The sequence below is a fragment of the Prochlorococcus sp. MIT 0701 genome, from assembly GCF_000760295.1.
Lineage (GTDB): Bacteria > Cyanobacteriota > Cyanobacteriia > PCC-6307 > Cyanobiaceae > Prochlorococcus.
This window is the reverse complement of record NZ_JNBA01000020.1, coordinates 1-22409: the sequence shown is the minus strand read 5'-3', so window position 1 is coordinate 22409 and position 22409 is coordinate 1. Positions and strand designations below refer to the sequence as shown.

Below are 22409 nucleotides of genomic sequence, written 5' to 3'. Positions count from 1 at the left end.
TAAAACACCTACTATTTTTTTTAGACTCACTCTGGCTCTCCAAATTGAGACTGGTAAAGGGCGTAATAACGACCCTTATTTTTCATTAATTCTTTATGGTTACCGATGGAATCTATCCTGCCATCATGCATAACAATGATTTGATCAGCATCGACAAGGGTCGAAAGGCGATGAGTAATCATTAGCATCGTACTATTCTTAAAGTGTGCACGTAGGTTGGTCACAACTTGCCTCTCAGTGTCTACATCAAGGGCTGAAGTAGCCTCATCTAAAATAACCATATTAGGATCCTCAAGTAACATTCGTGCCAAAGAGATTCGTTGTCGTTGACCACCAGACAGGCCCGCACCTTTTTCGCCAATTGGTGTATTGTAACCATAAGGAAGTGTCATGATGAATTCATGGGCACAAGCGATCTTTGACATTGACAAAACCCGTTCACTTTCTGCTTGAGGATCACCTAATGCAATATTTGAAAAAACAGTACCTTCAAAAAGCATGCAATCTTGTGGAACAAATCCAAGCTGTTTACGTAGGCTATAAAGATCAACTTTGGCAATATCAAAGCCATCAATAAGTATCCTACCTTGAGTTGGTATATATAGCCTAGGTACCATCTTCAAAAATGAGCTTTTACCACAGCCACTTTGACCAACAAGTCCTACAAAGGTGCCAGCTTCTATCTCGAGGCTTACAGAAGACAAGACAGGAGCTGAAGAACTTGAATAGGCAAAACCAACGGCGTCAGCAACTATACGACCCTTAATAGGAGGGATAATTATATTGCCCTCTTCATTTTCACTTGTCTCTAGTGGTTGATTAACGACATCACCAACTCTTTCTAATGAAAGAGACATCTCTTGGAAACTCTGCCAGGTTGATGCTAGCCGCAACATTGGTTGGGTTACATAACCACTAATAATACGGAAGGCAATGAGTTGACCAAGAGTAAGTTCATTGCGAAGCACAAGCCAAGCTCCAAGGCCGATAATAATAATGTTGCTAACCTTGCTTATGAGTTGCAAGGCATTCGAGCTTGTCGTATTTGCTAAAACAGCTTTGAACCCTTGATTAATAGATTCAAGGTGACGGTCCTCCCATTGGCGACGGGCTGTCAACTCTGCATTTTGTAATTTTACAGTTTGAATTCCACTTAAGATCTCAACTAAAAGAGAATGTGTACGGGAGGCGGCCTCAGCTCGTCGCCTAATGAGCCTTTGAGTGATGGGAGTGATGCCTACAGTAACAATAAATAAGAAAGGTATTGTCAGTAATACTGTTAGTGTCAAGAGCGGGCTGTAAAAGAACATGACCGCAAAATAGAGAACAGAAAAAATTGCATCAAGTACTGCTGTTAAGGCTGTACCAGTAAGGAATCGACGTATATTATCTAGTTCTCCCAATCGACTTGAAAGCTCTCCAACTGGACGCCGATCGAAGAAACGAGCATTGATTCGTAAAAGCCTTGAAACAATTGCTGAACCTACACCAATATCAATACGATTAGAAACTTCAACAAATTGAAAAGTTCTCAGGCTTGAAAAAATCGTTTCAAGTATTACAAAAATCATCATCAAAACGACAAGTGGCGTTAAGGCATCGAAGGCACCTTTACTAATAACTCGATCTATAATTTGTTGAAAAAGTAAAGGCGTAGCGAGTGCAAACAATTGATTTAAGAAGCTTGCAGCAAATACTTCTATTAATTGCATGCGGTAACGCTTCATATACGGAAGCAACCAAAAAGCATTAAATCTCCTCTTCGGAGTATGTAGGCCTAGAGCAACTGATATAACTTCTGGGTTATCTGCTAATCTCTCGGTTGCTTCTGATGCACGAAGTTTCTCTACTCCCTTAAGAGGGTTCAGTATAACTATTTCACGCCTAGTCGTGTTTACTATGATTGAACATAAACCCTGACTGTCGATCCAAATGCATGGCACGGGTAAGCGCAGAGGGCGATCAGGTTGAATGCGAATGTTGCGAACTGCAAGTCCAAAGTTATCTAAGATTGAGAGAAGTTTTCTTCCCCAGCGAATATCATCTTCATCCAAGATATTTGCTGCTCTGTTAATGGTATCGCGACGGGTAGGGAGCTCAAAATGCTCTACCAACATACTTAGACAAGCGACGAATGAATCTCTACGATTATTAGCTCTAATAAGATTAAAATTAAAAACTTCCTGCTTACGAGCATCATTATCTAGTTCCAGCGTCATAGGCAATGAATTATTGATTGGAGCTTCAGGCTGATTTGGCTCTTGTTCAACAACTCCCTCTACTGGCTTGGATGCTTGACTATTTTTGTGCAATAGCTCTTGATTGTGTACTATAGCTATTCGTGGCAATGACTGAGAACTAAAGTAGGTGCGGCATATTTCCGGAGTCAAGAATTGTCCGTATTGAAAACCATCACTTTCATGATCCATGTAGAAAAGAATTCCTGGATTGACAAGGTTTTCAACTGATTTAAGAATATTCAAATCATTCATCAGAAGATTAGAATTCTCATGGTCAGGATTGAAATATTCATGAGAATCCTGAAGAAGAGATTTTACAGTTGGCAATTCAAATGGATCTATTGAATTGCGATACAGAGCATTCAAAATTGTAAAAGTTTTTTCAGGCAAGTCTTCAAGACTTATAACTCGATAGCTACAGAGTGAGGCTGCTCTTGCCTCTTCTGCTATGGGCAGAGATTTTAGTTGCGATAGGCCAAGAACAAAAGGAGCCTCTGATTTCAATAAAGTGAGTGAACCAAAAGCTCGCTTTTCATCTATCAACCTTATCTGTCCTTTCTCTATAAAAACAATCTTTCCTGGAGAATGATTAGTCGAATAGATTAGAGCTCCAGCCTCAACTTCTTCTAACTCAAGATCTAATTCTAATGAAGTGATCAACTTTTGATAGTTTTCATTAGTCAGCTGCAAGGTCCGAATCCTCCTTGTCAAGATAATATCGCGAGATTTTGTCCCCTATTTCCTTAGACTTACTTCCTAACAACAGTCCCCCTAGAAAGTCTTTAGTGGATTCGTCAAAAGAACTATCAAATCTATATTCAAGTCGCACAATCACAGCCCATTCATCAGCTTGGAAAGGTGAAAATAACTGCCTCGCAGAAGCAGTACGAAGCCTTGCAGCGACCTCTGGATGAGGTGTTGTCAGATCAACAGGTCCAATGATTCCCTGAGTTTTGGATTCTGGTCCACAGCTGTGGGACTCTGCAGCAGAGCCGAATTCTATTTCTCCAGACTCAATAGAATAATAAAGGTTATAGGCAAGATCCTCAGATTCAACTCTTATCAGGCTATAGAGAACGCGGTCTAGCCTATCCTTATAGCGCAAGAATAAAGACTCACCATTACCTGTAATGAGCTTGTCGATTACTCGCTTACGTTTAAGTCGATTATGGGCATAACTAATGAAATTATCGTCGTCACCATTTAGTAGATGGTTATTTCTCCAGCTTTGAAGAGCTTGTTGATTGGGGATTTTTAAGTCTTTTATTAATGCAGAGACTGCTTGTTCATCATCTATTGGTTGCCCTTCATCATCCAATTCATACTGGTTAATAAATTCGAATTCAGCCTGGGCTCTTATGAGGGATTGCAAAAGTCCGTGCAAGGCAACTTGCTGCATCAGCGTTTTCTCCAAAGCTTCCTGCATGAACCTCTTTGATGAGCATAGCTAAGTTTACAAATTTAGCAAATAATAATCATGCCTCATTTTGCGGAGTTAGATGAGGTAATAGCTTTCCCAACATCTTGATCAGGAACAACGTCGGAATAAGTTTTACTAGAAGGGTCTGCATGAGGCTTAGTTGATAATCCAAGCAGAGAATTGCAGTCATGAAGTTGGCTTAGCATTACAACGTCTGCGAAAGCAGGGTCTTGCTGAATCGCTTGATCAACAAGTCGTCGCAGTTCAGTCAAAGCTTTTTTAGCTTCGCGAGGCTGGTCTCCATTCCTAGTATGCTGGCTAAATGAGCGATTGATCCAATCATCCCAATTAATATCTGGGGTTGGATTATTCACCAGTTCTTGAGATAAAGCTTGTACTGAATGTATGAATCTACCTGGACTTCGCATCAGAGGCATGGCAAGGCTTAATAGCGAGTTTCCATTTGAATTAAAGCCAGGAAGCATTTGAATCTGCATCGTATCTGTTTCTGATATATCTATAGGATTAAAATCAAGAGCGGAGCAATCCTTACTGATAGAAATGAATCGGCCATCACGTGTAGGCATAGTCCAAATACCTTTAAAGTTTTCACCTCGTCGCCGTAACTTTAACGTAATATTAGTATCCATAGCTTTTGCAGTATTTGTTAGCAGTCTTTCACCTAGTATTGGAGCTAATAGCAGTGCGATAGCTCCTGCCATCGAAGCTTGATTGGAATCTTCAATAGGGGCCATCAATGAATTGATAGCCCCTAGAGCGTCTTCCTTTCTGGCTTGCATCCAGTCTTGTACCGATGCTAATGAATTGTTGAACAATGCATTGGTACGTTGTGCTTTTACTGCTTGATTTTGAGAGGCTAGTGATTCATCATTTGTTTGTAATGAACCATCTGGTTCCTGCTCGGAAGCAAGAGACTCAGAACTTCTATTACTGTTGAGGTTATCTGAGGTCAAGCCGCTCAAAGAGTTTGAGGAATTTGAACTCTGCATGGATCGATTCCCAATGCTGTTATTAATTGATCTATTGTCGGGCTTAACGCCTTGCGGCGATCCTGATGGTAGTGAAGACTTAGAATTAGAAGTCCTAGCTTGATCATTTATAAATTCCTCATCAGAAATTGAAGAATCATCTATTTCTTCAGAATAAGTAGCCTGATTTTGTGGATCATCACTACTTACATCTTGAGAAGAAGTAGCCTGATTTTGTGGATTGCTAGTTGCATCTTGAGAAGAAGTAGCCTGATTTTGTGGATTGCTAGTTGCATCTTGAGAAGAAGTAGCCTGATTTTGTGGATTGCTAGTTGCATCTTGAGAAGTATCGATGGGATCTTGTATGTCCGGATATCCAGAATCTTGACGCCTACGGTTATTAGAGGTCTGACCAACTCCGACACCTAAATCGTTACTATTACCACTCGTTACTGCTGATTTTGGAGTCAGATCAGAGGTTTTCACAGGTATCAGTGGATCACCAATAACTCCTAAGCGTTGATCAGTATCAAAGAATCCCTGATCAATAAGCAGCATACTAATCAGATCAGTAGTATTATCTCCGTCCAAGTCAATCAGTAGTCCAGATCCATCCATTCGTGGCAGGTAATCGCTGCTAAAGCCTTGGCTTAACAACGCTTGTGAAAAATCATCTTCTTTGCGGAGTTTTATGCCAGTTGATAAGGAGCTAGCCTTTGATCCATTTGGGAGGCCATAGAAATACACATCATAAGCAAGGCCAGAAAGCCACTCTGACATCTCTCCATCCTTGCTAGAGTCATAGGTTAGCTTGCGAGAATTAAATAAGTAAGGAGTTCCGCTAGCTGTTGTTTTTACAAGATCATCTATATCCATACCACCATTTTCCAGACGGATCTGAACGATGCTTGATTTCTCTCCTTGAATATCTATGGAAAAATCCAATTCTCCCATAGGTGTTTCTGTGATTGTCTGACTATCGAGCAGGTCCTTCGCTTTGTCCAAAAGTTCTGTAGATGCTTCTTTCTGCTCAGAATTAATCAGTAAGCTGTTGTCATCATAGGAAGCATCCAGCAACAACAGAGGCTCTCCATTCTCTGGCTTGCCAAGTATGGCTAAAGAACCTTTTTCTAACTCCTCAATAAATTCCTGCCTCTTGTCACTTTTTACCTGAAGCCTTTCAAAAATATCCACAACCTCTGCTTCCTGCTGCTTAAGTTCTTCACCTGCTGAAAGCCTACTAAATATTTGCTTAAGTTCACCCCCATCGCCTCTAGTTAGCAAGTCTAAGCCGCCTATTAATGAATCATCCTCATGGCTTGAAGCAACAAACAATCGAACTGTTCCACTGCTAATACCAGTTGAATCTCCAAGCCTGCCTGAACTATCGATCTGTCTAACAATAATCCTATGATTACCTTCTGGTAGATCTGATAAGGAATTAACTTTGCTTGTGAAACTGATATCTCCAGTGGACTCATCTAGCTTGAGCATGCCTTGCAAATTTTGTGGGACCTCAATTTGCCAATTAGCAGTATCACCTGAATCAATGTCAGCAAACTGATTCATGAGTGAGAAGAGAGGTTTATCTGGAGCGAAGGAATCCTGGGAAAAGAAGTCCTGGTTAATTTTTACAGGCTTAACCGAGCTAAAAGTTGGGGCAGCATTCTCTATAGGGATCCAAATTTCTGAATAATCGCTCTGGATCTCTCCAAACTGTTTGGAAGTATCACCTTTAACATGAGTTGTTGTCCATAGCTTCAAAGGAATCCCGCCAACTTGTTTTGCACTTAAGGCAGTAGGCAAAAGTTCTATTTGGTTGGGAGCTAGTAATAGCTTTAGATTCTCTAGATTGCCGTAAGTGTTGCCAGAAATCTGTTGTAGCTTGTTAAGGCTGACACTAAAGATTGATTGTCCATTGCCATTAATATTAACCTCAAAGAAATCCTGATCATCAGTGCCTTCTAGAACCAACTTTGCATCTGCTGACTTAACAAGAAATCTCAACTCTGCCTCATCTCCAGCCTGATCAACTAGTTCAGGTGCATTAATATTTAAGGCTTGGCCTAGATCAATATTTATATTCTTCTTAGTTATAGTACCGATAGTTTGGGAATCTAATATCTTCTTATCAGAGCCTCTTTTAAGAACAGTAGCCTCCGCAGACGGTGTAATTGCAACAGTAAGCCATTCTGTATTAGTTGTAGCACCATCAGAATCTGTAGCTTCTAAGCGGAACATTTGCTCATAAATACTTGTAATGCCTCTAGGCGGTTGCAGGTTTAGGCTGATATTGCCATTATTTTCGGATGTTATTTCTACAATGCTATTAGCAACAGCATTCTGCTGAGAATCTTGTGCTGGTGCTTCAATAAGCCTTATATCGAGTTTATCTCCATGCATCAGATCCTGGTCTTTAAACAATTTAACCAAAGGAGTGGTGTCATTGTTGTGTTCTAGATGAGGTTGTTCAGCAAGCCATTTGGCAAGGATGTTCTCTGCATTCTTTATCAATTCTGGAGCGTCATTAGTGTTGGAAATCAGCAATGGCACATCTGCGCTTACACTTTTGCCATCCTGATCAGTTGCTGTAATCGTTACAATATAATTACCGACATCAGCATTTTCAGGCGCAAGTACCTGAACATCAGCACCAGCCTGACTGGAGAAAGAATGGACAACACTATTGTCGGAATCAAACTGTTCACCAAGTCGTCCATTAAGACCATCACGATTAAGCCCCTTTCCTCTATTTAGGCTTACAAGAACTTTTTCATCTGGATCTTTAAGCAGTAAATCAAAACTCAACAAACTGTCCTTGGGGTTATTGCCTACAGCTTCCCCTATAGACAATCCTCCATCAGGAGCAGAGCCTGCCTTCATACGCAAACCATTGGTTGTTTCAGAAATTGATTGAAATAGAGGTAGCGAATTTGTAATCACAGCACTGTCTTTGACAAGGGAAAGTGCAGAACTCCATGTTACATCTAGATCAGCACCAATCACACCTTTAAGTTCTGTATTACGATCATCTGTCGCTTCAACTAAGACTCTGAGCAGTGTATTCTTTTCTAGCTTGTCTATATCATCAGGGGGGACAGCATCTCCTAGAGTGCCAGATTCAGTGACTCGATAGAAAACTGGCTCGATCAAAAGTTTGCCACTAGCGTCAGGCGTGATCGAGCTGCGATGCTCGATACCCAACCAATCAACCACCTGCGGAGTCTGACTACCTTCCTTAAGTATCTTTGTGATTTCATAAGCAAGTGAATCACCATGAATACTGTCGCTATCCGTAAATAGTTTCGACAAGTCTAGGCGGGAGTAGCTGTCTTCATCAATAGTGGCGACTCCATTTTGTACGACACCTAATTCAGACAAATCAGGGTTGGCAATGGCCTCTGGAGTCTCATTAACATTGACGACCTCGAGATCAAGGCGATAAGTAGCGACTTCGCCTGCATCATCAACCGCCTGCCATTCCAAGGACGTGGTACCAACATCTCGATTTCCAGGCTTGCCACTGAGTACTCCACCAGTAGTAGATGTAGAAGGTGTGTATTGAAGCCAAGCTGGAAGAAAAGACGGAGTTATCTGGTCAATGCGGTCAGTGATATCAGCATCACTAAATAGCCCCTCAAGATTAAGCTGCCAAGATTCCTGATCTTGATCAACCTGGACTCTTTCCTCCCAGACACCTTCCCGAACAAGGGTGGCATTATCACGTATAACAATTGGTGCATCATTGATATTAAGTACATTGATATTCAGCTCTTTTGTAATACTCGCTCCCATTTGATCTGTCGCTCGCAGACGCAGAGAATGTGAGCCAACGTTCTCTTTGCCTATAGCCTGAATAACCAATTCACCATCTTTTATAGTAGCCAAACCATCTAACCCTGAGCTCCATCCGTTGGCACCATCACTAAACGTGTAGGTAAGTTGATCACCATTAATTTCATCCTCATCATTAAATGCCTTTTCAAGGTCTATAAGTATTCGCTGCCTTAGGTCAAGGCTGCGGCTATAGACATCATTGCCATCCTTACTTACAATGTCCCAATCACTTAAAGCTGCTTTATTAAAAGTTGGCTCTGCATTTACATCTCCAACGTCCAAGCTAAGTTTCATCGTTTCTACTTGACCTAATGGATCGCTAGCTGTAATCAAGAATTTGAGCATGCCAACGTCTACATTGCTAGGACTTCCAGCTAAGATCCCTTCTGAACTAAGACTAAGCCAGCCTGGTAGTTCACCAATACTTCCATTCTCATCGAGAGTGTTGACACTAATTGAAAGCTCACTTTTGCTATTGTCGACGTCTCTAAAACGGGATAACAAATCCCATTGGCCACTCTCCCCCTCTTCTATAGCCCTTAGATCACTGTCATCGATAATCTCAGGCTTATCATTGAATTGAGTCAAGAAAACCTTAACCGTTGACATATCCGTACTCAAGACATCGCCATTTTTGCCAACACTAAAGGCTTGAACGTTAAAACTAAATTCGCCAGACTGGTTCGCAGGACCAAGCCAATGCATTTGTTGCCATTGCACATAAGGCAACCTTAACGTTGATGTTAGTTGATTATCTTTATTGGTGTTCACTGGTTGGCTATACGATGAAGTCAAAGAATCACTATCACCATCTATAAGACGGACAAACTTAGAGCCTTCAGGTAAACCGCTAATTTCCAATTCTAATGTTTGGCCGACTCCTCTTCCTCGTAGCTGAGCATTAATGACACCTTCTAATTGAGCAAGTAATGGGATTGGTAAATCCTCCAGGCCTTCCATGACTCCACGCACCTCAAGCAGGGGGATCTGGGTAACAGAGTTAGCAGCAACGGTAATTGTTGTCATTTCTGCATGAATTTGATCATCCCCATCATGAGATGTAGGAGTAAAAGTAATTGTTAGATCATCAGCAATTTCTCCAAGATAGAGACTGAGACCATCAAAATCATCATCTTGAATTTCCCAGCGACCATCTGTTAATTGTCGAGCGGGAACATTAAAGCGGCTATGGGATGGCAGGCTAACGGGCTCTCCATCAACATCAAGAGCACCGATCAAAAGAGAAAGGCGTTCCGATTGATCACTATCAGGAGAGCTGACGATCGGTTTTAGGTTGTTCAAATTCAACCATCCATTGCTCTCGATTAGTAATTTTTCACCTTCAGACTGGTCAAGCAGAAGGGTTGGCATATCGGCAACTGCTTTAACATTAAAGTTGACATGTTTTAGTACTGTCATTGACTTGCCACCATCCACAGGTGCCTTGCTAATCACTTCAAGGTCAAAACCAAATTGACCAGCCTGATGTTGATTTGTTTGCAATTGCCAACCATCTAGGCTCGACAGATTGAATGTATTATTGAGCTTGGCTGGTAGAAAAACCTGACCATCAGGATCGATGAGCTTGAGGCCTTCTGATATTTCAGAGATGCGATAACTAAGGATATCCTTATTATTAGCCGCTACTACCTGAACGAGATCGCTAAGATCTACCCCATCAGTATCTTCTAAAATAGTAGGAGAATCTAGAAGAGTAATCTTAGCAGCTCTTGCATTGCGGATAAAACCAAGAGTCAGCTCTTTAGACTCACTACGAGCCAGCTTGCCATTGCTAATCTCGCGACTGACACTTGAGACAGACAAACTAAAGCTGTCGACTTGCTCTATCCCTTTGTCTACCAGTTGCAACTCTAAAAAATCATCAGCACTTATCATTACAATCTGCTCACCATCAGCATTTAGATAGCTAATCGGTTGCCAACCATCATCACTTTGATGCTTCAATGCAAGGCCTTGGGGCAACTTGAACTCAAGGCGTAATTCTTCGGAACCATCTAAGTCATTAAGCCCTGAACTAGGAGTTGATTGATTGATCAAGCTAGACAGAGAAACAGAACCTCCCTCCAAAAGTGCAGGGGGGGACTCGGTGTAAACAACATCAGAGGGCTTATCTGCTATCGCTCGAATCGTTATCAGGACATCCTGGCTAGTGCGACTGATACTGTCGTTGGAAGCTTCTGTTGCAACAGCATGCCATTTGAATTGCAAAAGTCCTGAGAAGTCTTCTGCAGTAAGCAATTCAACTCCGTCGAGATCTTGAGAACTGAACCGATAGATACCGTCTTCAGAATCTAAAACAATCGGTTCTTCACCAGCCACCATGCGTTGCAATACAACTCCCTCTGGCATTGCACTTAACTCGTAATGCAAGGTTTCTGAACCATCATCATCAAGAAGCTCTGCTCGCTTAAGGATGTGATTCAAGGCTAGGGATTGATCTTCATTGATGGTTACATTGTTCAATTGCAGCAAGGGCTGATCAGCAACTGCCACAACATCTAAAGCCATGCTTGTAAGGGCAGAACTAAGCAAAGAGCCATCAGGTTGTAACTGACTAATTAAAACCTGCAAATTTGCATTGCCACTCCAGTTTTGACCGGGGATCAGTTCGACTTGTCCTTCATTAGCATTTAGTTCAGACCATGTAAACAACCAATCGCCTCGAGAATCACGAACACCTACGGAAGGAATAATCTCAGCAGGCAAACCTGACATGCGCACCAAAGTGAAGTCATCCAAGCCATTTTCAGACCATTTAACACTGTCCTTGCTTCTTAACTTCAATGGAACAGGGTTACCATTTTCCTGTAAATGAAGGCGACTTAAACGTGATTCAAGGCCTGTAGTTAATTCATCAGTAACTTGCTCAAGACTTGTTTTCAATAAAGAGATTTTATTAACTGCAAGATCTCCTTGATTTGCTATCTCTTCAGAATCGCCAGCTTTCTGAAGTTCTATGCCTTCTAATTGAAGGTCTAATTTTGCAGTAAATGCGGGCGCGATACGAAGACCGACGTCATAAAGATCGTAGATAGCTGCTGGATCAGCAAGACTGGCACCACTTAGGCGACGCAACACAGCATTATCTGCTGCCCATTCAGGCTGCTCGGCGAGTGTAATTAGCGTGTCTAGGTCAATAGAGTCAAGAAACTGGTTGAGGGGTTGTAGCTCATCGACTTCGCTGATTGCATCACCATCATCGAACCAAATCTGCAACTGATTCCAAGATGAGTCAAGGCTATTGATCAGTCCATCATTATTAGCATCCAGACTGGCAAGAGCCGAACTACCTGAAAGAAAACTACGTTGGCGATTATCTGTCTGAAAATACTCCGAAAGCAGCTCGCTAATAGAGCTGATATTTATATCAGCATTAGCAGAATCATTACTGATATCGTTGAGAACAAGGAATCCGGCATTTAATTGGCCATTTGCATTCGCATCTGATTTAAGCCAGGCAGTTGGTACGGCAGGGCTATCCGGCAACATTTCAAAGCTCACTCCACTACCATCACTAGCCAAAGAAGTAAGAGGCAGGCCTTGCTTGCCTGTAAAGTCGAGAATCAAAGGGTCAACAAATCGTGTTGCTGCAGACAACCTCTGTACAGAAGGTAACCCACCATTTATGGGTGAGAGATTAAGCTGGTGCTTAATGGTTTCAGATCTAGAATCACCACCTGGCTGGTTACTAATACGGGCAGTGAGCGCCAGATTCAGAGAAGCACCATCAAGGCTGACCGCATTCCTATCTGTAGCTACTAGGAAAAGGTTTCCATCATTAAGCGTTGTATGACCAACTGAATCAGCGCCTTGCTGTGTATCACTAGAACTCAAGGTAAACAATGTCATCGTGCCAAAGGCATCTGTGGCTCCAACAGCTTGGAAGGTATCGTTCAGCTTTTCTGCTAATACATAGCCAGGCGGGATATTAATAACTGCCAGAGTAAGGTCTTCATTTGGATTCTGCTGACCTGTTGAGCTAAGCCCTCGCTGGACAGTAACGATTAGGGCTCCTGTTTCAGGGTTGAAACTTAGAGAAGGTTCGCCTTCAAGTGGTTCTGTGATGAATTCAGGAACAAGAGCGACTTGAGCAACATCCCAGGCAAAAGAAAGATTTTCAACCTCACAAGCAAGTCCATTTGAGAGTTCATTTGCCAACTTTTGGGAATCAATATGGTCATTAAGTACAGAGCGTGCGGAAGCCAATACACTTAAATGACCATCAAAACTACCTTTAAAACTTTCAGGACTTATGATACCCAAATCAAGTTGATCTGGCAGAGGCCGCTGTTCGCTATCGAAAGAAATAAAGAAGCGTTCGGCAATAGCTTCTCCTGACTGACCAAGCAATTGTTCTGAACTGATTGCAGCTCCTTCAATGTTGATAGCGCTATCTACAGGTAAGTCGAGTTGCAATCGCAAACTCTTTGCAGCATCTGGCAAATTGAGTTCAAGTTGAAACTTTGCTTCTTCACCAGAGCGCTGAATGCCCAATGGTGGCATCATGAGCAATTCAGGAGGTTGGCTTAAAAATGGGCAAGGTTTAGTAGATAGAGTTTTAGCTGAAGAGAAAGCTTGCATGCCATTGCTGGCTTCAGTACTGATCGCTTCAACAATCAGAGAAGCATCTTGGTGAGCAGCATCTGTGCTGCGAAGACATGCTGACTGCCACTCCTTTGAACTCAGCAAAAGTAAATCACCTTGTCGCTCGCCGATTGCGGCACCGCTTTGATCAGTTAGCAAGAGGTCAGGACGATTAGCTGGCAATTCAACGCGATAACTAAGCTGTTCGCGTGGATCGACACTATTGGCTAATAGCTGGCTTGCTAGAGAGACCAATTCGAATGAATCTTCGCTTGAAGGCTCTCGAGTCGTGATGCCTGTCCAAAGGGGCGAATTGGCAGTTGGCTCAAGAGTGAACGCTACAGAACGAGTGACAACATCAGAGACAAGGCCTGTATCGCCAAGCTCACTTTGAACTGAAACATCTAAGTTAAAATCCCCGATTGCATGATCATCATCAGGAACTTTAAATTGCAAACCATCGATAACAGCTTTAACTTGCTCTGCAGATCCACTAATTTGCCATTGACGTTGAGTACTGGAATAGCTGGAATTGACCACATCAATTCCAGCTCTTTCTACAAGATTTAATGGTTGTTGTTTTCCTAGCGGCTGTTTAATTGTGAGGTGGACCAATTCACCATCTCGTGGATCAAGAGAGAATCTGACGAGATCATTTAGTTGAACGAGGGACCCTTCTGGTTTCTTAGTAACATCATCTAGAGCTACAAGCTCAGGGGTAGCAAAAGTGCGCTGTAGGTTAAGTGATAGATCAAAACTGGCTGATTCACCAGAAGTATCAGTAGCAATTAAGCGGACCTGCCATTGGCTCAATCCGCCATACTCATCAAGGCCAAGGCCAGAGGTATTACCTTTTATAGTTAATGTTTTAGGATCAAATTTAAAGGGAGGGGGAGAATTATCTGTAGACCTCCTAAATAGTTGTGGAGAGCCTTCTAGCTCAAGAGTTAGCTTCTCAGACCCACTAACAATCAAATCCGAATCAGAGAAAAGAGAGCGAGGAAGTTCCAGCAATACATCTTGCTCCTCAGCCACTGTAATTTGCAAACCACTGAGTTGATTGGATTGATTACTGTCCTTAGAGGAGGTTATTGCTGTTGCACTATTAACGCCTTCTGTCCTCAAAGAGGCAAGAAAATCTTCTGCACTGGAAAAGCTGACAACAGGGGCACTATTACGATGACGAACAAGTAGAGGAACAATCGCTGATGCACTAAGGCCTGCCGAATCCGTAGAACGGACGCGCAGGATATGCTGACCAATCTCTCCAACACTTGGATTGATTTTTAGCAGACCTGAATTCTCATCCCAACTGAGCCATTCTGGTCGTTGATCTTGAGAAAGATCATTGTCTGCCAAATCAATAGCTTGACCAGTTCCAATATCAAGCTCAACATGAAGTTCTAATTCCTCACCAGGCACGACATTGAGGTCTGGATCATTGAACCAAGTGTTTAAATCAATGATTCGCTCTAAGCCTGTAAATAATGCATTAGGATCATCCTCACCTAGGGGAGCATCTCCAGGAGCAGTAGGCAGCTGAGCCGCCAAGAATTCAGAAAGCAATAGAGTGCGGTGAGGAGTATCATTAACATTTTCAACGGTAAGACTGACAGATTGATCGACAAAAAGGCCTGCCGCGTCTACAGCTCTGACAACAAACCTATTCGTACCAACGTCCTTGCTCCCCGCTGTACCAGTAAGGGTTCCGTTAGCGTGATCAATCTGGATCCAGGCCGGTGGAGATTGATCACCTTCTGCTGCAACAAGTTGATAGTTAAGTTGCTCATCTCGGTCTACAGACAGATCTGGATCAACAAAAGCACCTTCTGGCAACCTATAAGTAAAGCTCTCTCCTTGGATAAGATTTGGAGGTACAATCGATACTGAGGAATCAAGCTGAGGACTATCATTAACGTTTTTGACGTCAATCAAAAGCTGCTGCTTAGCTGTACCTCCTCGACCATCATCGGCGATGACAGTAATAGAATAACTACCAACATCAGAATTATTGGGGATACCGATTAGTTGACCCGTTTGACTATCAACTTCTAACCAACTAGGGGCTGAAACAAGTTTGTAAGCAAGGCTAGAATCATCCTGATCACTAAATAGGCGTGCAAGATCATGACTGAGTGATTGTCCCTGCTTCAACTCAGGTGTAAAGTATTCAGAAGGAATATCAACATCTGTCAAAGCTACTGGTGCATCATTGACCTCAGTCACAGCAACAGCCAAATGAGTCGTTAGGTTGCTGTCGATCTCTCCCTGGTGGAGAGTAAAGGCATAACTACCAACTTCTTCTTGCGTAGGCTGAGCTTTTAGAATCCAAGCATTAGGGCTATGGCCATCAAGAACAAGTAGTTCTTGATCATTTAAAGAGATACCACCATTCGTTGGCGACATGGTGACCTGCATTTGCAGATCAGGAGCCAGAGATGGATCTTCAACCTGAAATGCTAAGCGGGCGAAAAGCGTTTGCGGATCAGAAGAACGGAGGTTGCCAAGCGACTGACCAAGACCTGCATTGGGGAGCGCAGCAGCGCCGATGCCAACAAGTGCTTCACGGTGTAGATCGCTACTGGTTTCTGGCTGGAGTGTGGTGAGCTTGCCTGTACTCTGAAAAAGAGGCAAATGATTACGCTCAAACACCTGAGCAGAACGGTTTTGATCAACAATCAAATTCAATGCTGAAGCATCCCAATTGAGATCAAGCTCAAGGCCGATCAAGCCGCGACCATCGGATCGGCGATCTTGAACATGAATCTCTAACCAGAGCTTCTCTGAATCCGTAGGGTCAGATTCAAAGGTTTGACTAATCACAAGGCGTCCATCTCCGACAAGCTCTGGAGTCGGAGACATCTGGATCACCTCAAGCCAGTCAGGCAAAGGCGGAGACGGCACATCCGGCAACGAAAAAGCACGAAGACTCCATGGGCCATTGGCGTCAGCCGTTGGTGGATACTCTCCCAATGGCATGAGCGTGGTCTTATCTTCAAACCACTCTTCAACCTTGAAGGGAATGTTGAGTGGCGAGTCCTGCTCATTGAGCTGTGGAGCTCCATCTTGATCAAGAGGACGCCAATTAAAAGTATCAAGATCAAGATTATCTTTTACGTCTGGGAAGTCTCCAACTGAAGAGAGAGTTGCATTCCCATTTTCAGGGCTGAAATCAACAACTGGTTGGAGTTGGGTTGTATCTAATTTACGATCTTCATCATCAGCCACAAGCGCCTGGACTTGCACTTGGCGTTGTAGGGCAACTTGTAATGGTTGCTCATCTTGCTCAACTTGACCGCCATTCTGATAGTCAAGCAAAGGGTTAAAAGGAAACTCCTCTCCCTCTAAAACAGGACCAGAAAGAGTCTTTGCATCTATTAGAAGTTGATCATCCAAGCCTGAACTTGGATTCTTTTCCAACAAAACGTCAGTCAGTTGCTCTGTATTCTGATAAACAAGAAAAGGATCACTGGCGAATTCATCTCCTAAAAGAGGAGAAAGATTATTTGAAATCAGAGGCAATGAATCTGATTCAGCACTTATGTAGAGACCAGAAAGAGCATCCGGAGGAGCCTGAGTTGGTCCTGGTGCTTCAATCGGACTAGAGCCTGAAGTATCAAAATACAAGTCAATATGGGCATCTAAAAGAGTTGGATCTGGAGGGGATTGATCCAAATCGGTAGAATGCAGACCCTGCTCAAGAGATGGAGCTTTATAAGCTGATCCATGCAGGACTAATTGAGAATCCCATGGAGAAGGATTATAGAGATTATCAACATCAAGGCCAGGGACATCACCGGCTAATTTCCGGATCGAACCATCTAATTCATGCTGCTGCAAGGAAATAGATTCAGCATTTTGCCACGTAGGTGAAGCCTTCTGATCATCAATGTCTAGAGTAACTGAAGCAGAATCTTGATTTAATGATCCTGAAGAAGAATCATAAATAATCTCTGGAGCAGAAAAAGAATATTGAACAGCATCATGATCCTTATTAGTTGCATCGAAGGACCAGTTTACTGAAGCGAGCTGTTCATCCATCGAGCCATCAGCTGTACTTGTTATTTAGTGGCATAACAGAGAAAAGCCTAGAAGTAATTTCTAGTGGCAATAAATACAATATCCAAGAAGGAGTAATGAAACAAGCTTGGTATTGTTTGGAGGTTTGCATATCAGAGACTTCATTTGGTTTCAGGTTAAATATGCTGATATTGATGGTTTTTACAGTTTTGGCCTTGGATCAATCTGTTTGGAAGTAATCACCTGCAATATCATTTGCTGTCGTTGTTGCAGGGTTCTGTTCCAGAGGATCTTGCACGGCGTTCGGACCATTGCCTCCAACTGCGGTGCCAGCAACTTCTCCAACCTCTAGAGGTGCTACATAATCTGCATCTTGACCGAATTCGATATCATTGGATTGCTTGAAAGGTGTGTTATCCCATGTACCGGCTTCTACAGGAGCGGTGCTTGAGTCTAAACCATCATCATAAAACTGTTGATCAAGTTGAGCCCAGGAGAAATCGTTGGTCATACCGGTAAAAGACTCGGAAGCATTATGTAGTGATTTACCCCAATCTGTATCAATAGCTTTCAAATCTTCCATGCTGATAGTTCCATCAAAGTTTGTATCTACATCGAGCGCTCTGGCGCTTACATTAATTTGCTGAGGGACGACAGTATCTTCTTCTCCGTTTGCTCCAGGTATTGTCGTCTGAGGCGTAGTTCCACTTGCTTGACGAGCTGCACCAGCATTGAGGTAGGCAATATCTTTCATGGAAACACGGCCATCATAATTAACATCACCTGCGAAAGTAATTAGGTTTTTAGATCCTCGGCCGATATTAAATTGAGCCGCTCCACCCTCTGCTTGGATCTGATAAATACCCTCACTGAGGTCTACAACTTTACCTGCCTCACCAGTAATTTTAATCGCAGCATGGACTGTCCCACTTTCAACTTCAGTGTCAACCAAGATTCCATCCGTGTATGTTCCGCCTAAAAGGTTATTCTTCTCACCCGCATCATCATTCTCGAAATAACTTTCTGACTCTATGAGTTGAGCGTAGGGATTGGTCTGACCTAGTATTAAATCGGTTAAATCGGCTGGCAAATCGGCTGCGTTAGTTATTATATTTCCCGATTCATCTATTCTATTCCCAGAATCATCGAAAATTGGAGTTTCAAGAATACCAGTAATCTCAATGTTTTTAGCTCTAGTATTGCCATTATTAGTCCATCGATTCAGTGTCTTAATCGTATCCCCTGAACGAACGAGGTTTGTGAATTGTGCGTCAGAACCGAGATTACCGATTGTTCGGTTCGTTCCCATAACGATGCCAGTATCTTGGGTAAGAACCACTGAAGCTTCAAAGAGAGTGACTTCATTGCCAGTTGCTGCAACTTTGCTGCTTCCTTCTTGATCGCCAAGATCTCTAAGGCTCTGAATACTCTTATTAACATATCCCTCTGAATCTGTAGTGGTTTTTGAGAGGATAGTCTCATCTCTATTTGCTGTAATCGTGAATTCAAGTGGATTAGCTTTCAGCAAACCAAGAGAGTTCCTACCTAACTCTTCAATTTTCTGTTCGTTAAAGTTTAGTTTAATAGATGCAAAAACATCGACACCATCGCCATTAGGATCATAAGGGATACCTTCTCCTGCTTCCACTCCTGCAAAGATGCTGACTTCTCCTTCTGCATCTAATGTTCCATCCGGTATTTTCAGCATGTCCGAGAGACTGCTGGCGGCTATTCGTATTGTTCCATTAGTCCAATCAGTCCAATTACCATCTGCATCTTTTGTTCCTGTTCCTTCAGTGATCTGAATAGCATTGGCTATTGGCATTTCCTCACCAATAGTTATGTCACTTGCAACGATACTTTCAAATATTCTTGAGTCATAGCCGATAGTGATATCTGCTCCTTCTAAATCATAATCATCCAATGCTTCAGCTGTGATCTGTAGTATGTATTCTTTTTCATAGACATCATCCTGATAGGTTTTTTCTACACTAACAACACCTAATTCCCTCAGAGCGTTTTCTGGGTCGATATAGTTATGACCATCATAATCATCAAGCTTATCGAATAAATTGTAATCAAGTCGGATGGCTTTGCCTTTCAGGTCTGGAATAAAACTGTTTTCGTCGTCAGATCCAGATGATAAATTTGAACCTTTTGCCTTCAGAGAGGAAATTTGCAACTCGTCTGGGGCTGACCAAAGATTTTCAAGCTTAATTTCGCCTATATTTTCAATTATTCCGGGAGCCCAACTGCCACCGTCGGCTAGATAATCTAAAAATTCATTAGTACTGGTTTTAGTGTTGATGTTTTCGGTAACTGTTTCCCAGACTGTTTCCCAAGTTTCTAGAGTATCTGTATAGTCCACCCTAGCAAATGATGAGTCGTACCCATACCCGTTAGCATCTAGGGCCCACCCAAATACATCTGTTGTTGGAGTTGAATATGTTACAACATCTTTTGGAACAGCATAAGAAGTGGTGTAGCTTTCACCGTCTGTAAGTTCACCATCATCAGAGATTGAAAGACGGGTTAATGATGCCCCACTTCCCGCCATATTGTTGATGTTTATACTAATGGCGTCGCCATCTTGCTTTAATTTGAGAGTTATATCTCGCGCCTCGAGATCTTCAATCGACATGCGTCCATCTTGAATGGACCATCTGTGGTTGTCGTATACTGATGCCTTGATTTGTTTAAAAATATTACTGTCAAGCTGGTATCCGCCTTTGTCTGAGTCATAACTTATGGTTAGGGTTCTGTTTAACCTGTCACCTGCGTCATATACGTCGAATTGAATAGTTGAACTGAAGTCTCTTCCGAGAGAGGGGAGTTTACTCGTATAGCCTTTATCAAGATTTAGCTTGATTTTGTCTAAGAAATCTTCACTCTTGAGTATATCTAAATTAAGACCATTTGCTGCACTTGTATCTATTAAACCCTCATTTTCTGAGAAGCCTGATGCATCTAATCTCTCATTTTTCTCTAGTTCAAATGTATTGCTATCATATATTGTTTTAAATTGAAAGCCTAGATCTGCCGAGCCGGGACCAGACGGAAAATCAGTATTGCCATTTGGGTATAACTCACCTGTGCTGAGATAGAAATCATCTAGATTCCATAGTGTTTCCGCGGAGGGTGCTTCTTCAAGTTTCCTTAGAAAATCTTTGATTTTAGTTTTGCTATTTAGCTCAAGCTCGAAACTCGTTCCGGTCCATTTGTCGTCAGTAAGTGTTGCATTAATGACATTATCCTGGTAGCTAGTGGCTGCAGCAGCACTACTTGGGCGGTCTGTCCATGATGTTTCATGGTCTCCAGCAGAAAGGGTTATACTTTCGTAACCATTTACTTGTCTAAATGTAGCGTTCAAGTTAGCTTTGCCTGCCCTCCTGAAGTTGTCAACATTAAGATCGAATGCCAGTGCACTTTCTAGTTCTTTGTAAAAATCAGTCAGCGTCTCAGCGCCTTCTTTAATGGCTCCTACATCAATTACTCTGATACCTTCCGAATCAGTGCTAATTCCTGTTGATGCTAGAGATTTATCTCCCCAATTAAATGAGAGGTCTTCTGCAGCTACTTGCTGCCCCCCTGGTTGATTTGTCTGGGAGTCAAGTTCTTTAAGTTCTGTCCAAAATGCGTTATCAAATTTAAGCTTTATGTCTGGGGTTAGAGATGTAGTTTCTTGTATACTGACGTAGTCACGGTGTGGATCATTTGAAGGATTATTGATGATTTTTGTTTCACTAGAGGAATATGGATCTTGGGTATCAAAGCCTTTCCAGTCATGGTATCTGAACTCGGTAGCAACTAAACTAAGACAAATCTCACCCTTGTCAGAACTGATAAACTCCCATGTAGTGGGATTAAATAAAGGAGTTTTATAGGCTGGGACGGTTTCTGGAATGTTCTTGTCAGTATTGCTACGGGCGAAATTCGCGATCAGGTCGTTAAGGAGGTTGTTGGTTTGGAGACTTATTTCAGCAATCGACTCACCTTCTGCATTCGTAGTAAAGGTGTCACCATTATTTCCGGACCAGGAGCCCCATGCTGAGAGCTGTTGAGACAGCGGGTTGAGGTTAGTATTAGTAGCTGTTTGCGTGTCTATAGGGCTATAGTAAATATTCCATGTTGCATTTGCATTAATACTAGTTATACCTTGATCAGCGAGATTTCCAACTGCTTCAAGTTTTATATCTCCAAGAATATTGTTTAATTCGCTAACACTTTTAACGGTTTTTGTTGCTGTACTTGTTGCTGTATCGGACCCTTTGCCTACTTCTACCCAGCTTTCACTATCAGTTAGTTGATTGTAATCCCCCCTGTAGCCCCAGCCCAATTGCGTTGAGCCTGAGCTCTCGCCACCTTCTCCAGTTCCATATCCCGTATCGCCCATATTTGGACTGTCATATCCACTTCCAGTGGTTCCAGTATTTGTACTGCCATATCCACCACTTCCAGCGGTTCCAGCACCCCCAACAGGTGGTGTAATCAGGACGCCATTCTCGTCGTAGAGATCGCTGCCTGTGCCTGGATCCTGCCCTTGAGGCCAACTGGAAGTCATAACAGCCCTCTGGCTCATACTTATATCTATATCTATTATAGCTCGCAATATTCAGTTGGAATCCATTTCGCCATACGTTTACTTATTTTAATCTTGCCTGAACCCTTGCCCTGAAAGGGATGTGCCCAGATCGCATGTCAATTCAGGCACCTTGCCTGCAGTGTGTTTGTACTGCTTAAGGCGTAGGCGGCTCTTGGAAGTAGTCGCCAGCGATGTCGTTATCCGTTCGGCTGCTATCGCCATCTGCATCGATCACACCCACAGCTCCTGGTGATTCCAGTGATTCCACGAAGTCATTGCCGGCTTCTAGGGCGTTTTGATCCTTAAACGCTTGGTTATCCCAGGTCGTATCGCCTGTGGTGCCCTGGCTTTCCAATTGCTCCCACGAAATCTCACTCTCGCCAAGGAAGGCATCTGTTGATGCTTGTGGTACTTGATGCAGGCTTTTGCCCCAATCGGCATCCAAGACAGCTAAATCAGCCATCGAGATCTGGCCATCAAAGTTGGCATCAACTCCTCGCGCCACACTCGCTTCAACAAGGCCATGTTTATTGACATCAGCAGCTGCTTGTCCTTCACTGGCTAGTTGTTGTCTTGCTGCTCCAGCATTGAGATACGCCAGATCTTTCATTGAGACCCGGCCGTCGTAGTTCAAATCCCCTTGATAGGTAATCAGGTTTTTGGATCCCAATTTATTCTCAAAGATCTCTGAGCCTTCTGCTTTAAGACTCAAAATG

The 22409-nt window shown here is 42.7% G+C and carries 5 protein-coding genes; all 5 read right to left on the bottom strand.

Annotated elements, in window-relative coordinates; genetic code table 11:
* Nucleotides 1-26 precede the first annotated feature (26 nt).
* On the bottom strand, nt 27-2930 hold the full coding sequence (locus EV12_RS04620; RefSeq protein ID WP_052039486.1) for a peptidase domain-containing ABC transporter: 2904 nt from the start codon (nt 2928-2930) through the stop codon (nt 27-29).
* Complete coding sequence (locus EV12_RS12890; protein ID WP_052039487.1) at nt 2917-3666, bottom strand: peptidylprolyl isomerase; 750 nt, start codon at nt 3664-3666, stop codon at nt 2917-2919. The genes EV12_RS04620 and EV12_RS12890 overlap by 14 nt, the downstream gene beginning before the upstream one ends.
* 56 nt (nt 3667-3722) lie before the next feature.
* Nucleotides 3723-17132: a putative Ig domain-containing protein gene (locus EV12_RS04610; RefSeq protein ID WP_036912618.1), complete on the bottom strand. Its 13410-nt coding sequence runs from the start codon at nt 17130-17132 to the stop codon at nt 3723-3725.
* Between the two features lie 199 nt (nt 17133-17331).
* Nucleotides 17332-21672 (bottom strand): hypothetical protein, encoded by a 4341-nt coding sequence (locus EV12_RS04605; RefSeq protein ID WP_152562328.1) that lies wholly within the window; start codon nt 21670-21672, stop codon nt 17332-17334.
* A gap of 175 nt (nt 21673-21847) precedes the next feature.
* Nucleotides 21848-22409: dockerin type I domain-containing protein (locus EV12_RS04600; protein WP_036912612.1), on the bottom strand; the 562-nt coding region annotated here is incomplete at its 5' end.

Excerpts from the sequence above, each read along its gene's own strand:
- EV12_RS04610 (WP_036912618.1), bottom strand. The coding sequence starts at position 17,132 with ATGGATGAACAGCTCGCTTCAGTAAACTGGTCCTTCGATGCAACTAAT.
- EV12_RS12890 (WP_052039487.1), bottom strand. The coding sequence starts at position 3,666 with ATGCAGGAAGCTTTGGAGAAAACGCTGATGCAGCAAGTTGCCTTGCAC.
- EV12_RS04605 (WP_152562328.1), bottom strand. The coding sequence starts at position 21,672 with ATGACTTCCAGTTGGCCTCAAGGGCAGGATCCAGGCACAGGCAGCGAT.